Annotated in this window: 7 protein-coding genes; 4 read left to right on the top strand and 3 right to left on the bottom strand. The window is 65.7% G+C overall.

All coding sequences use genetic code 11. From position 1 onward, the window contains the following. The first annotated feature begins 415 nt into the window (after nucleotides 1-415). The 4 genes from DP939_RS05840 to DP939_RS05825 all read left to right on the top strand — a co-directional run bounded on the left by DP939_RS05840 (nucleotide 416) and on the right by DP939_RS05825 (nucleotide 9,652). Nucleotides 416-4,219, top strand: a complete 3,804-nt coding sequence (locus tag DP939_RS05840; protein WP_225878074.1) for an Eco57I restriction-modification methylase domain-containing protein — start codon at nucleotides 416-418, stop codon at nucleotides 4,217-4,219. A 9-nt stretch (nucleotides 4,220-4,228) separates the two neighbouring features. Next, nucleotides 4,229-6,355, top strand: coding sequence for an AAA family ATPase (locus tag DP939_RS05835; protein WP_113979569.1), 2,127 nt, complete (start codon nucleotides 4,229-4,231; stop codon nucleotides 6,353-6,355). Nucleotides 6,356-6,443: 88 nt separating this feature from the next. Further along, the gene (locus tag DP939_RS05830; protein WP_113979568.1) at nucleotides 6,444-7,613 is read left to right on the top strand and encodes an McrC family protein; all 1,170 of its coding nucleotides are present in this window, start codon (nucleotides 6,444-6,446) and stop codon (nucleotides 7,611-7,613) included. Between the two features lie 20 nt (nucleotides 7,614-7,633). Further along, complete coding sequence (locus DP939_RS05825) at nucleotides 7,634-9,652, top strand: UvrD-helicase domain-containing protein (protein WP_113980072.1); 2,019 nt, start codon at nucleotides 7,634-7,636, stop codon at nucleotides 9,650-9,652. Between the two features lies 1 nt (nucleotide 9,653). On the opposite strand, the gene DP939_RS05820 is transcribed toward DP939_RS05825, so the two are convergent. From DP939_RS05820 to DP939_RS05810, 3 genes are all read right to left on the bottom strand, one after another. Further along, on the bottom strand, nucleotides 9,654-10,757 hold the full coding sequence (locus DP939_RS05820; protein WP_147267891.1) for a hypothetical protein: 1,104 nt from the start codon (nucleotides 10,755-10,757) through the stop codon (nucleotides 9,654-9,656). Then, nucleotides 10,754-11,389 (bottom strand): DUF4365 domain-containing protein, encoded by a 636-nt coding sequence (locus tag DP939_RS05815; protein ID WP_113979566.1) that lies wholly within the window; start codon nucleotides 11,387-11,389, stop codon nucleotides 10,754-10,756. Before DP939_RS05815 ends, DP939_RS05820 begins: the two co-directional genes overlap by 4 nt. A gap of 305 nt (nucleotides 11,390-11,694) precedes the next feature. Beyond that, nucleotides 11,695-13,629, bottom strand: coding sequence for a serine/threonine protein kinase (locus tag DP939_RS05810; protein ID WP_113979565.1), 1,935 nt, complete (start codon nucleotides 13,627-13,629; stop codon nucleotides 11,695-11,697). Nucleotides 13,630-14,288: the final 659 nt, after the last annotated feature.

Here is a 14,288-nt window from a genome sequence, read left to right as displayed (position 1 = left end):
TACGGCAGGCGGTCTGCTGCCCGCAGATCTGTTCGAGCGGGTCCTGGAGGTCAGGTCCGGCGAGGACGCGCTGAAGGGCCGAGAGCCGGGCACCTATGGGCTTCTGCCGCATGAGAACGTTCGCGAAGCCGCAGCAAGGGCCTTCGACTACATGAAGTCCGCCTGGACCGGCTTCAGCAAGGAGGTGCAGCGGGCTGAACAAGAGGGCAGATCACCGAGGGCCCGTGACCGGTGGCTGCTTCCGTTGTTCCGCCAGCTCGACTACGGGGTGCTCCAGCCGTCGGGCGGGATCACGGTGGAGGACGTCACTTATCCGGTCAGCCACCGCTACGGACCGGTGCCGATCCACCTCGTCGGCTGGAAGGTCGATCTCGACCACCGCACCCCGCGGGTCACCGCCCAGGCACCCCAGTCGATGGTGCAGGAACTGCTCAACCGGAGCGACGATCACCTGTGGGCGATCCTCTCCAACGGCAGTAGGCTCCGGCTCCTGCGCGACACACGGTCTCTGGCGGGCTCCGCGTACGTGGAGTTCGACCTTGAACTGATCTTCGAGGAGCAGCTCTTCCCCGACTTCGTGCTGCTCTACCGCCTCGTGCATGCCACTCGGCTCACGGTGCCGGAGGGAAAACCCCCGGCCGACTGCTGGCTGGAACAGTGGCGGGCCGACGCCGTCCAGGTCGGCGACCGCGCCCTCCGCCGCCTCCGGCTGGGAGTCGAGCAGGCGATCAATACCCTGGGAACCGGGTTCCTGCGGCATCCGGCCAACGACCGGCTCCGCGGTCATCTGGAAGGGCGCAGGACGCCCGCCGAGCTTTCGGCGCAGGCCGACACCATGGGTGAGCTCACCGCAGGTGCGGGGACCCTGGAGAAGCCGGCCAGGCTGAGCAAGGAGGACTACAACCGCGCGTTGCTCCGGTTGGTCTACCGGCTGCTGTTCTGGTTCATCGCCGAGGAGCGCGACGTCCTGCTGATGCCGATCCCGGAGGACCCGGAGCTCGTGGAGGAACGCAAACGGATCCTCGCCGCCCGGGAGCTTTATGGCACGTACTTCTCCGCCCAGCGGCTCCGTGACCGCGCCGTTCGCGGTGGCATAGATCATCACGATGATCTCTGGGAGGCCGTTGAGCTGGTCATGCGCGGCCTCGGGGAGGAGCAAGGCCGTCCCGAGCTGGCCATTCCCGGCCTCGGTGGGCTCTTCGAGCGGATCACCGAGCTGCCCGACGGCACACGGCTGGACCGAAGCCGTCCCGATGAGCTGGACGCGCCGCTTGCGGGGATGCGGATCGACAACGCCCACCTGCTCACGGCCATCCGCCACCTCGCCGTCGTGGACACGGGTGTTCAGCGCCGACCGGTCAACTTCCGCGAGCTGGGCTCGGAGGAACTGGGCAGCGTCTACGAATGGCTGCTGGAGTTCCACGTCGACCTCGACACCACCACCGCCGACCGGACGTTCACCCTACGTAGGGCCGACGGCAGCACGCGCAAGACGACCGGCTCGTACTACACACCGACCTCCCTGCGCGAGGCACTCCTCGACACCACGCTCGATCCCGTCCTCGACGAGGCGGCTCGCTCGGCCGACACGGTGGAGGGCAAGGTCGCGGCGCTTCTGAACGTCACCGTCTGCGACCCCGCCTGTGGGTCAGGCGCGTTCCTGGTCGCCGCCGCGCACCGGATCGCCCGGCGCGTCGCCCAGGTCCGCGTCGGTGAGGACGAGCCCTCGCCCGCCTTGGTGCGGCACGCGATGCGGGAGGTCGTCTCCCGCTGTATCCATGGTGTCGACCTCAACGAGATGGCCGTCGAGCTGGCCAAGGTCTCGCTCTGGATCGAGTCGGTCGAGCCGGGCAGGCCGCTCGCGTTCCTGGACGCCAACATCCGCGTCGGCAACGCCTTGCTGGGTACGACACCCGTGTTAATGGACAGCGGTATTCCGAAAGAGGCGTTCAAGCCGATCGAGGGGGACGACAAAAGGGTCGCGGCGGCCGTGGCCAAGGAAAGCGCGGAAGCAGCGGACCGCGCCGCCAAAGGCGTCGTCCTGGGCACCCTCTTCGACCTGGATGAGAACGACCTTTCCGCCGCGCGCCTCGGGGCGCGCACCCGCCAGATCGTCACATCGTTGCCGGACGACCTCGCGGGGGCCGCGGTCCAGCGTCGGCGGCTCCGCTTGATCGACAAAGAGCGGTTGCCCGTCAAGCGGGTGGCCGACGCCTGGTGTGCCGCGTTCGTCCAGGAGCTCACCGCCGAAACCCGGCTCCAGGCGATCACTCGGTCCACGCTGGACTGGATCGGCGGCGAATCGTTCGACACGCGTCAGCAGCGGATCGCCGAGCGAGTGGCGGAGCTCGCCAAGACGTTCCGTTTCTTCCATTGGCACATTGAGTTCCCGCATCTGTTCCAGGAAGCGGAGCACGGGCAGACGGGTGAACCGACCGGGTGGACCGGCGGTTTCACCTGCGTCATCGGTAACCCGCCGTGGGAGCGGGTCAAGATCCAGGAGAAGGAGTTCTTCGCGTTCCGGGATGAAGACATCGCCAACGCCAAGAACGCCGCAGCTCGCAAGAAGGCCATCGCGGCCCTCGCCGACAGCGCCGAGGAGGCCGACAGGCTGCTGTACGCGGCCTTCGTCACCGAACTTCGTAAGGCCGAGGGGCAGGCGTCGTTCCTCCGCGACTCCGGCCGCTATCCGCTGACCGGGCGGGGGGACATCAACACCTACGCGGTGTTCGCCGAGACCGGACGCATGGTGATCAATGATCGGGGGCGGGTCGGCATGGTGCTGCCCACCGGTATCGCCACCGATGCCACCACGCAGTTCTTCTTCAAGGACATGGTGGAGGCCAAAACCCTCGCCTCGCTCTACGACTTCGAGAACGAGGAGAAGCTCTTCGAGAATGTCGATCACCGGGTTCGGTTCTGCCTCTGGAGCGGAACGGGTCGGCAGGCGCCGCAGGATCGGATCCACCTCGCGTTCCGGCTCCGCCAGGTTCCGCAAATAGCCGACCGACGCTTCACCCTGACGCCTGAAGACATCACGCTGCTCAATCCCAACACCGGTACCCTTCCGGTGTTTGACTACAAGCGGAATGCCGAGATCACCGTCGAGATCTACCGGCGGGTCCCGGTCCTCTGGCGCGACTCGCCTAATGGCGGTGAGGGCGTCAATCCGTGGGGGTTGTCGTTCTTGGCTATGTTGCATATGGCCAACGACTCCGGGCTCTTCCGTCCCAGCGCCGCCGAGAACGAGACACTGCAGGACATGCTCGACAATGGCTGGGAGTTCGACGGTAACCGCCTTGTCCGAGACGGCGAGCGGCTCTTGCCGCTGTTCGAGGCGAAGATGCTCCACCACTTCGACGACCGGTACGGCACCTACGAAGGACAGACCCAGGCGCAGGCCAACGTCGGCACCCTGCCACGCCCTAGCGCTGAGCAGAAGGACGACCCGTCCTACCTCACCACTCCTCGGTACTGGGTCCCCGAGAAGGAGATCAAGGCCCGTCTCCGGCCGGCCGAAGGCTCCCGGAACAACCGGCGCGTCCTTCGCTGGGACCGGGAGTGGCTGCTCGGCTGGCGCGACATCTGCCGCAGCTCAGATGTTCGAACAATGATTGCTTCGGCACTACCTCGATCGGCGACCCCCGACACCACGCTTTTAATGCTTCCAGGTCAGGGCCCAGCAGCGTGCCTCCTGGGGAATCTTTCGGCGTTTGTTCTGGACTATGTGGTCAGACAGAAGAGCAGCGGAACACACTTGAAGTACTTCACAGTTCGCCAGCTTCCGGTGCTGTCGCCCGGCGAGTACTCCGAGGGTTGCCTGTGGGATTCCGGCGAGCGTCTGGACCGCTGGGTTCGAACCCGGGTGCTGGAACTGACCTACACCTCCTACGCCATGGAGCCGTTCGCCCGCGACCATCTCGATGATGGCCCGCCGTACCGTTGGGACGACGAACGCCGCTTCTGGCTGCGTGCCGAGCTGGACGCGGCCTATTTCCACCTCTACGGCGTGAGCCATGACGACGTCGACTACATCATGGACACCTTCCGGGCGTTCAGGAACACCCGGCCCGAGGAGTTCGCCCGCACGAAGAAGGCCATCCTGGAGATCTACGACGCCATGGCCACCGCGATCAGTTCGGGCCGTCCGTACCAGTCGGTCCTGGACCCGCCGCCAGGGGCCGGTCCACGCCACCCCTCCCGACCGCGCGCCGAGTAGGAGATCACCGTGGCCTTCGCCGACCATATCGGACCTCTGCTGCGCGCCACTTTAGAGGTGTTGAGTGCAGTGGACCGTCCGCTCACCCGACGGGAGACCTTCGACCGTGTCGAAGGACGGGTGGAGATCGCCCCGGAGTACCTGACGGCCACGTCGAGCTCGCCTGAACCGCGCTGGCGACAGCAACTCGGCTGGCGCATCATGGAGGCGGCAGCGCTCGGCTGGGTGACCCGGCGTGGCGGCTGGGCCATTACCGAGGCAGGGCTGCGAGCTCTGGAGACCTACCCTGAGAACGAGCTCTCCCGGCAACTCGCGGCTCAGTACCGGATCGAGTACCAGAAAGGCAAGAAATACGCTGACCCCAAGTGGGCACCGGTAGCCGAGGCACTCGCCCGCCTGGAGCCAGGCTCGTGGACCAGCCACGGCGACCTCGCGGCGTTGAGCGGCTTGGCCTGGAACTCGATCTCGGGGTTCCTCAGCGAGCAGCGGCCTTCCTCCGCACACCGCGTTCTCCGCAATGACGGCCAGATCTCCGGTGATTTCAAATGGTTCGACCCGGCCCGCACCGACAGTCCCCGTGAAGTGCTGGAACGCGAAGGGCTCACGTTCGACGAGGCCGGCCGGGCAGACCCCGAACAGCGACTGACCGCGGACGACTTCCGCGGCATGTTCGCCGAACTTCCGGTCGAGCCCGTCACCCGCCGGGCGTGGCTGGTACGCGGGTCCTCAGTGGACGGCCGTGACCTGGTGCCGATCTGGCTGCACAAGGGATCAGCGTCGCTGGCCGCCGCCAACCTGCCGGAGTTCGCGGCGCCGATCGAGCGGGACCGGCTCAAGGCGATCGTCGAGGAGAATTACCAGCACAAGTCCTACGCGGCACGGGAGACCAAGCTCGCCGAGTTCGATGCGTTCTGTAATCGAATGCGCCCCGGCGACTACATCGTCACCACCACGCAGGGCAAGGCGTACATCGGCCGGATCACCGGTGAGGTGGCCTACGTCGCCTCCTCCGATCAACGATCCAACCTCCGCCGTACGGTCGAGTGGCTGAACGAGACGCGGCCCGTGCCCTTCGCGCACCTGCCGCAGCCGCTCCCGGCCAAACTGCACAGCCAGTCCGACGTGACCGAGCTGACGGAGAACATCGCCGCGGTCGAAGAGTTGCTCACCGCGCTCGGCATCGAGCTTGGGGACGTCCAGTCCGAACCCGTCCGTGAACTCGCCTTTCCTGCGGTTAGCCAGGAGCTCGCTGATGAGATCCTCATCGAGCGCCCCCAGTTGCAACGCCTGGCCGACCTGCTCTGGGAGAATAAGCAGCTCATCCTGTACGGCCCGCCGGGCACGGGCAAGACCTTCATCGCCCGCAAACTCGCCGGCCAGTTGGCCGAGCCGGGCGCGGTCAAGCTGGTCCAGTTTCACCCATCGTATACCTACGAGGATTTTTTTGAAGGTTTCCGGCCGGTCCAGCGCGCTGACGGTCAGCTCGCTTTCGAACTGCGGCCCGGCCCGTTTCGGCAGCTCGTCGAGGCCGCGCGCCAGCACCCATCCGATCCGTACATCCTCCTCATCGATGAGATCAATCGGGCGAATCTCGCGAAGGTCTTCGGTGAGCTCTACTTCCTCCTCGAATATCGAGACGACGCCATCGGCTTGCTCTACTCGGCCGAGACCGACTTCACGCTCCCGCCGAACGTCTTCGTCATCGGCACCATGAACACCACCGACCGATCCATCGCCCTGGTCGACACGGCCATGCGGCGGCGTTTCCGGTTCGTCGAGCTCCACCCTGACCTCCCACCGATCAAGGGTCTGCTCGGCCGCTGGCTTGCCGAACTCCAGGTGAAGGACGAGCTCGCTGTACACAACCTGGACGCGCCTGAGCTTCTCGACGCGCTGAACGTCCGCATCGAGGACCATGACCTCGCCATCGGCCCGTCCTACCTGATGAAGCCCGGGGTCTACCGGAAGGAGGACGGCTTGGACATGGTGTGGGACACGGCGATCCTGCCGCTGCTGGCCGAACACCATTACGGCAGCCCGCCCAGTGTCCTCGACCGTTATCGATCATCAGCGCTCCGGCGCTCGCTCGCCGTGTCCCCAGACCTCCGGCCCACCTCCGAGCCAGGGACCGAATGACCATGGTCGGCAGGCCGGCGGGAACGTGTTCTGTATTCCTTCAGAGGAACGTCGGCTGGGACCACACTGGGCTTGCAAGGGGATTTCGGTGATTCGCCTGACAGTCGGTGAGAACGACCAAATCGAGGCGATCCTCACTTATGAGCAGGGGCGGAGGTTGGCCGCCTCCGACATCGTGCGGGCCCGGCCCTCGCCATACGACTCCGCGGTGTGGCAGATCACCCCGCAAGGCAAAGTCGGGGTCGCCCGAGTCGGAGACGTCGAAGTGTGGGTGACGCCGAAGCTGGCGATCGACCGGCTGCTGTTCCTCGTCGGATACGCTGCCGATCCGAAAGGGTGGCGAGACGACCTCGTTCAGTTGGACATACGGCAGAGTCTCATCCCCGCCGTCGCGCAAGCGCTGTGGCGGCAGGTGGAGCGTGCGCTCCACCAAGGTCTGATGCAGGGCTATCAGACCTTCGAAGAAGCCTCGCCCGTGCTGCGCGGCCGGCTCCGAGAAGGTGATCAGCTTCGCCGACACCACGGGCGGGCCATCCCTATGGAGATCCGCCACGACGACTACACCGTCGACATCCCCGAGAACCAGATCTTGCTGGCCGCCATCACCCGCCTGCTCACCGTGCCCCGCGTGGACGAGCGGTCCCGGCGGCATCTTGCGGCGCTGCGCATCAGGCTGGCAGCCGTCACCAGCCTGATCAAGGGGACCACCTTGCCTCACTGGCGGCCATCTCGGCTGAACGCGCGCTACCACACGGCGCTGAGGCTGGCCGAGATAGTGTGGCGTGCGACGTCGCCCGAGCACACGCCCGGTAGCGTGGCCACCAATGGCTTTCTATTCGACCTGACCAAGATCTTTGAGGACTTCGTCACCGTCGCGGTCTCCGAAGAGCTGCATGCCAAGTACGGCGGCGCCGCCTACCTCCAGTACTCCTGTTATCTGGACGAGGCGCTCGCCGTACGAATGAAGCCCGACCTCGTCTGGGAGTTCGGCGGTATTCCGCGGCTGGTCGCCGATGCCAAGTACAAACAGGAGAAGCCCGCCGGGTACCCCGACGCGGACCTGTACCAGATGCTGGCCTACTGCACCGCGCTTCGATTATCGCGTGGACATCTCATCTACGCCAAAGGGAATGCGCCGGCGGCTTCGCATTTGGTACGGCACGCGGGAATAGAGATCGTCTGTCATGCGCTCGACCTGGCCTCGCCTCCCAAGGCGATCCTGGCACAGGTCAACGGCATCGTGTCCGAGTTCTTCTGATCGAGGTGAGGGAGCGGCCCATGGCCCGGCTTGCGATCGATAGTGGTTTCCTGTGGGAGTTCGGCAAGCTCAACCCGGTGGTCCAGGACCGGGTCCAGGAAGTCTTCGCCAAGTTCCAGGCCGGTGGCTCGGGCATCAACCTGGAGAAGATCCACAAGGGGAAGGACAAGCGGTTCCGGTCGATCCGAATCGATCAGGGGCACCGTGGCATCGTCTTGGCTCCTGAGAAGGGCGACCTCTATCTTCTGCTCAAGGTGGATGAGCACGACGCCGCCTACGCTTGGGCTGAACGGCACCGCGTGTCGATCAACGAAGTCGCCGGCGTCATCGAGGTGATCGACGTCGTCGGCGTGGAGGAGGCCACGGGGGAGAACAACGCGATCGGGGGCACGGCCGGCCTTTTCGACCATGTCAGCGACACCGAATTGCGCACGCTTGGTATCGATGAGCAGACCCTTATGTTCGCTCGCTCCGTGACCCACCAGCTCCAACTGGAGGAAGCCCGAAAGCGGCTGGGCGACGCGCAGTACGACGTACTCATAGGTCTCGCACTCGGCATGACGCCGGAAGAGGTGTGGAATGAGGTCGCCCCGCAAAGGCCCATGGACACCAATGACCTGCTCGCCGCCGCAGAACGCACCACCCGCCGGCTCGTCCTGGTCACCGGCCCTGAAGAGCTGATGGACGTGTTCCGCCGGCCGTTCGCATTGTGGCGTGTCTATCTGCATCCCAGTCAACTCAGGGTCGCTCACGCCAACTATGGCGGCCCCGCCAGGGTCACTGGAGGGCCTGGCACCGGGAAGACCGTCGTCGCCCTCCATCGAACGCGCCATCTGGCCAGGCGCGCTCACCAAGACCGCTCGGTTTTGCTGACCACGTTCACCAAGACTCTCGCCGGATCCCTCGAAGACGGGTTGCGCATGCTGGCGGACGACCCCGACCTGCTCCGCCGCATCGACGTCCGGCACATCGATCAGGTCGCGTACCAGATCGTCGCGCGTGAGCATGGCCGGCTGGACATCGTCCGTGGGGCGGAGGAGTCGTCCAGATGGGCGGACCTCAGCTCCGGCGCTGAGGCGAAGTTCCTCGCCGAGGAGTGGCGGGAGGTGGTCTTGGCTCAGGGGATCACGTCGCTGCTGGAGTACCAGCGGGCCAAGCGCACCGGGCGTGGAGCGCGGCTGAGCTCGGCCGCCCGTGAGCCGGTGTGGGAGGCGATCGAAACGTTCACGGCCGGGCTGCGCGCGGATGGCAAATGGACGTACGAGACCGTCTGCCTCGAAGCGACCCGACTGCTCGGCACAGGAGGGCAGCAGCCGTACAGGCATGTGATCGTGGACGAGGCCCAGGACCTCAGTCCATGGCAGTGGCGGTTCCTACGCGCGGCCGTCGCACCAGGGCCGAACGACCTGTTCATCGCCGGTGACACCCACCAGCGCATCTACAACCACCGCGTCTCGCTGCGCCAGGTCGGTGTCGACGTAGCGGGCCGCTCGGCCCGATTGAAGCTCAACTACCGCACCACGGCCCAGATTCTCGCCTGGAGCGTCGGCCTCCTGCGCGGAGAGCTCATCGACGACATGGACGGCGACCTCGACTCGCTAACCGGATGCCGTTCCGATGTCCGCGGCCCCTGGCCGCGCTTGGAGGGATTCCCGACTCGCTCAGCGGAGCTGTCCTTCATCGCCGAGCGAGTAAGGCACTGGCTCGAACAAGGTGTGGAACCGAACCACATCGGAATTGCCTTGCGCTCTCGCGCGACCATCGCCGGAGTGGTGACATACCTGGCCGAGCACGGCATCGCGGCGACGAGTCTGGCAAGCGAGGCCTCCCATGAGGGCAAGGTATTGGTCGGCACCATGCACCGGATGAAAGGTCTGGAGTTTCGTTGTGTCGCTGTGAGCGGGGTCGCCGAAGGGGTTCTTCCGGACGGCCTCGAACTCCAGCGCGAGCGTTGTCTGCTCTTCGTCGCCTGCACCCGGGCTCGGGAAGAGCTGGTCATCACCTGGGCCGGTCGGCCTAGCGGCCTGCTCCCTGGGTGACTCAGGGAGTCCTCAAACCCTCAGAGTCAGGGCGTAGTTCTAGTCGCGTGCCGGTCATCACTAGATCGCCACTGACCTGAACGGGCAGGCGACGGTAGTGCAAGTCGCCGGCCTGGCCGTAAGTGACGTTGTCGACCACGACCCAGACAGCTCGCGTGACAGTATCGGCCGAGGTCTGGAGCTCGCCACGGATCTTGATTCGTGGCGACCCCACGCCGTCGTCATGGAGATCCTCGATCATCCCTGTAATGGTGGCGTGCCCGACCCTGGCCAGCTCCCTGAGCTGTTTCGCCGCCTGGCCGAGCACACTGGCCATGGTGGCGCTGAAGCGGATGGTCTCACTGGAGGGGGCGGCCAGCCCTCGAGCCCAGCCGAAACTCACGTCGAACGGACGGTCCGTGCCCTGACCCGCGAGCCCGGAGAGCGCCTCGCAGAAGTCGGCCGACAGGCCGTCTTCGACATAGTCTTCAATGACGTCGAAAGTCGCCGTGCCCCGGATTACGCGATCACAAGCGGTATGCGCGGCTCGAAGTGCTCGTTCCAGGGTCTCCAGTACTTGGCGTCCGAGCGGGGCGGGCTCCTCATCGTCGAAGAGCGAAGCTTGATGGTGAGACGATGTCGCGACGGGGATCCGCGCAGTGAAGATGTAGCTGCCGGGCTTGCTGACACCAAGCCTGACCTGGGACAAGAATTCCTGCACCCCGCTACTGCGGCGTCCTGAGAAGATGAGGCGAGCGCCTTCTTCGAACGTCCGGGCGGACGTGTCCAAGATCTCAACGATGCTGTCGACCGCCTTGGCTCCAGAGAGCAGGGGGATTGTTCCGGACGGCGTCGCGGGAAGCGTCCTGATGTCCAGCGTGTCCACCAACGGCTCGGTTATGTCGAGCCTGACATCCTCTTCGGAACGCTCTTCCAAGGCGGCGAGCTTGACAACCGCCTCATGGAGGAGCTCATCGTCGTCCGGGTAGATCCGCTGAGGCGGGATAAGGAGTCGGGCACCAGTGGCAGACCACACTTCGGCGCCTCGCCATGTTCCTTGCCTCTGCCACCCTCTGCTGGCGAGGTAGCCCATCAGGCTGTCCGGATCGATCGTCGGCCGACTCACGAGCCCACCTCCGCTAGATCCGGGTCGAGCAGCTCTCTCAAGCTCTTGACGGTGAGAATGTTCTTCTTGGGCACCCGAACGGTCACCGTGCTGTTGCAACGCGGGCTCTCGATCTGATCCCGATCCGCCAACGATAGCCAGTAGGCGGCGTGGCTGAGGAGCAGCCCCTCCTGGTCACCTTTGGCGTACTCGGAGACATCGTCAGGAACGATCACGAGAAAGAGAAAGCGGGGGATCCTGCGCTCCCCGCCGGCGAGCGCGTTGAACCGCTTTTGGGTCAGCCTCGGATAGATCCAGTCATCCTTGTCGCCCTTCGGGCGGGCCCACGTCTTCACCTGGACCCTCATGGCCGGGAAGTCGCCGCGGATCTCGACCGGCGCGGAGATGTCGAAGTCGACACCGGTGCAGTCCGGCGTCAGAGCACTGGCCTGGAGCCCCGCGGCGGCGGCCAGTACTTGTACGAAGCATTCTCCGTACCAACCTTGGTGATTGTTCTTGTCCAGGCACCACTCGCAGGACAGGACGGCCTCCCACTCGAAGGCGGCCTCCCCAGGGCTCGCCGCGACAAGATCCGCTGTAACAGTAGCAAGCGAGTGCTTGACGCGCCCACCGGTCGACCCACACCGCGTCATCACGAACCGCCCGCAGCAATGCGCTCTTCTCGACACCGGCCGCGACCAGCACGGCCATCGCCTGGGGCCCACCCAGGTTCAGCGGGCCAGCCGGTCTGCCCCGCTCGCGTTCTCGTCAGAGGATCGCCTTGTCGTGCTGCGCTCTGTGCGAGGTGGTCTGCGTTGAATGCGATTCTCTGTGGCGCCGTCGTCGATGGCATAAACCCGTAACAGGTCGCTCCGCCACGAGGCGGCGAAGCCACAGGCGTCTGACAAGTTGGTCCGAGCGACTGTCGCGGGTTGTCGGGGTGGCGGGCTCAAGCTGATCAGGGCTGCTTGATCGTGTCGTTGGACTTCCACCCTCGATACACGGTCGTGAAATCGGATTCGTAGATGCCCGCGTTGCCCACGGGGACGCACCAGGTGAGCCGGAAGTTCTTCGGCCGGTCTTGGGAGTCGATGGTGAGCTTGTAGGTAATGTAGGAGGTCGGACTCACCTCGGCCACGTCCCCGCCTAACCAGGCGCCGAGAAGATCTCGCAGGCGCCCGCTCGTCTTCTCGATGGCGAGGACCCCGGAATAGGCACGGCCCTTTCGTTTCATCCGTGTCGAGTTCGCCACCACTTCCCGGATGGTGGAAGGGCTCGCCATACCCGCGATCATCAGGGCGTGCCAAGCAGGGGTCTCCGGCTGCATGCCGGACAGGTCCTCGCCGTTCGAGCCTGGCCTGCCCGGATACACGGTTGCACTCGCGAGAACGACATAGCGGCCCCCGGGCTCCACGCCTTCGTCGTACGGGTTGACCCTGAAATCGAGATCGTCGTGGCTCTGGCGGCTCACCAGGCGACCGGTTGCCCGGCCCCCGCTGTTGCTCTGGGTGAAACCGCCCTCGAAGGAGAAGTTCGCAGCCGGTGTGGCCGCAAACGCGAGATCCAGCGCGGCGGCGAGCTCCGCTGATGTCTGCGGTGGTGGCGCCGGTGGTGGAGCTGAACTCGGCGGAGCGGTCCCGTGCCGACCGGTACCCGTCGTCGCAGGGGCGCTCAGCGGTGTCGCGGTGGAAACGTCAGACGATCGCGCTTGGGAGCCAGTGCCGTGTGGGAGGACCTTGAGAGCGATCGCCGCGCCTACGCCCGTGCCGAGCACGATCGCGAGGATGAGGACCGACAAGCCCGCGCGGCGGCGGGTGCCGCGCGGCGCAGGGGCCGAGGGGGTCGGCCAGGCCGGATCCGCGGCAGGCATGATCCAGGTTCGATCGAGCCGGGCGGTGAGGTCGTCGATGGCGGTGCGTCCCTCGATGGCGTGTTCGCCGTGGTGTCCACGCCAGGTTTCGACGATGGTCGTCAGGATTTCCTGCACCGACGGACGGAACGAGGGCTCCTTGGCCAGGGCCTTGTCGATCAGGGCCCGGAGAGGGGCGGGGACCGAGGATGTGTCGACGGGCTCGGTCATCGCCCTCATCGCCAGGACCTCTGGTCGGCCGATTCCGTAAGGCGGTTTGCCCGATGCGGCGTAGACGGCGATAAGAGCCCAGCCGTAGACGTCGGCGGCGGCGTCGACCGGGGTATCGCCGTACTCTTCCGGGCTGACCCAGCCGGGCGACCCGACCAAGGCCCCGGTCCTGGTCATCGCAGTTCCGTCGAGCACTCGGGCGATGCCGAAGTCCACAAGCTTGGGGCCGCTGGGGGAGAGAATCACGTTCGAGGGTTTGAGGTCGCGGTGGACCACGCCTACCGCGTGGACGGCGACGAGTGCTTCGGCCAGCCCAGCCATGAGGCCGAACCACTCATCGCGCTGGAGCGCTCCATGTGATCGGACTCTGTTTTCCAGCGTCGGCCCAGGGACGTATTCTGCCGCCAGCCATGGGGCGACCGCATCCGGGTCGCAGCCGAGAATCCGCGCGGTGCACGTGCCGTTCACCCGCTGAAGAACCGAGATCTCGCGGGCGAATCTCGCCCGGAACTCAGGGTCGGCGGCAAATGAAGCATGGACCAGCTTGACGGCGGTCCTGGTGCCGTTCAGGTCGAGGCCGGCGAAGACCACACCCATGCCACCTGCTCCGAGTCGGCCCACGACGCGGTACGGTCCGATCTGGAGCGGATCCTGAGCGCTCAGCGGGAGCAGAGCCGCAGGAGGGTGCGCTTGATGGGTCACCGGTCTCCGTTCGAGGGTAGAGAGGCGGTTGATGCCGGTCGCCGGGTGGGTGAGCGTTCTTGCCTCATGATTGCCGCGCAGGAGAAGGTTCAGGCGCTTGGCGGGCAGCATGTGACCGTGCCGAGGCTGAATCGCCTGGATGATGTGATTAAGGGCGAGTTCTTGCTCTGATAGTCAATCGACTGATACGTCATTCGTCGCCGATGCCTTCGCCAGCACCCAGAGCCACTATTCGCCGAAGGTTGCCCGTGACCCGAAGCAAAGTCGCATCCTGGGACCGTTGTCACCACGGACGACCTCCCTTCTCGGACGTGGAACGAGGCCGGCTCCATCGTGCAGCCCCTGCGAGCGCAACTCGACGCGAGCGAGGCCGCCGATGGTCGCCTCAGTCCGGCGGTCGCCCTGCTTCCTGCTGACGTACTCGGCGCGATGCAGCACGACGTTAGGGAGGTATAGCTATGCGCTCGAGTCAGCGCGGGAAGCGTTGCGGCGGCTGGATCCGGATCTGGTGACCGCACCGCGGGTGCGGTGGATCTTCGCGCATCGCCTGTGCGGGGTGAGCTTGGCCGGTATCGCCCGGAAAGTTGAACGAGCGTGGGGTGCCGTGCCCGTCTCGTGGCGACAGGAAGCGCAATGCCCATCGGTCGGGGGCGGGGTGGACGTTGCCCACGGTCGCGTCCATTTCGGAGAATCCACGTCACACCGTGTGGCAGGTGTGGAACCGGCGGGCCGGAGCGGGTGATTCGTCGGGCCGATGCTGTGAAAAACCT

Origin of the sequence: Spongiactinospora rosea (assembly GCF_003315795.1) — a bacterium.
Taxonomy (GTDB): domain Bacteria; phylum Actinomycetota; class Actinomycetes; order Streptosporangiales; family Streptosporangiaceae; genus Spongiactinospora; species Spongiactinospora rosea.
This window is presented reverse-complemented; position numbering and strand designations above follow the sequence as displayed.

Bases quoted from the DNA above. Each gene is read 5' to 3' on its own strand.
- DP939_RS05810 (WP_113979565.1), bottom strand. From the start codon at position 13,629: ATGCTGCCCGCCAAGCGCCTGAACCTTCTCCTGCGCGGCAATCATGAG.
- DP939_RS05815 (WP_113979566.1), bottom strand. From the start codon at position 11,389: ATGACGCGGTGTGGGTCGACCGGTGGGCGCGTCAAGCACTCGCTTGCT.
- DP939_RS05825 (WP_113980072.1), top strand. From the start codon at position 7,634: ATGGCCCGGCTTGCGATCGATAGTGGTTTCCTGTGGGAGTTCGGCAAG.
- DP939_RS05840 (WP_225878074.1), top strand. From the start codon at position 416: ATGGTGCAGGAACTGCTCAACCGGAGCGACGATCACCTGTGGGCGATC.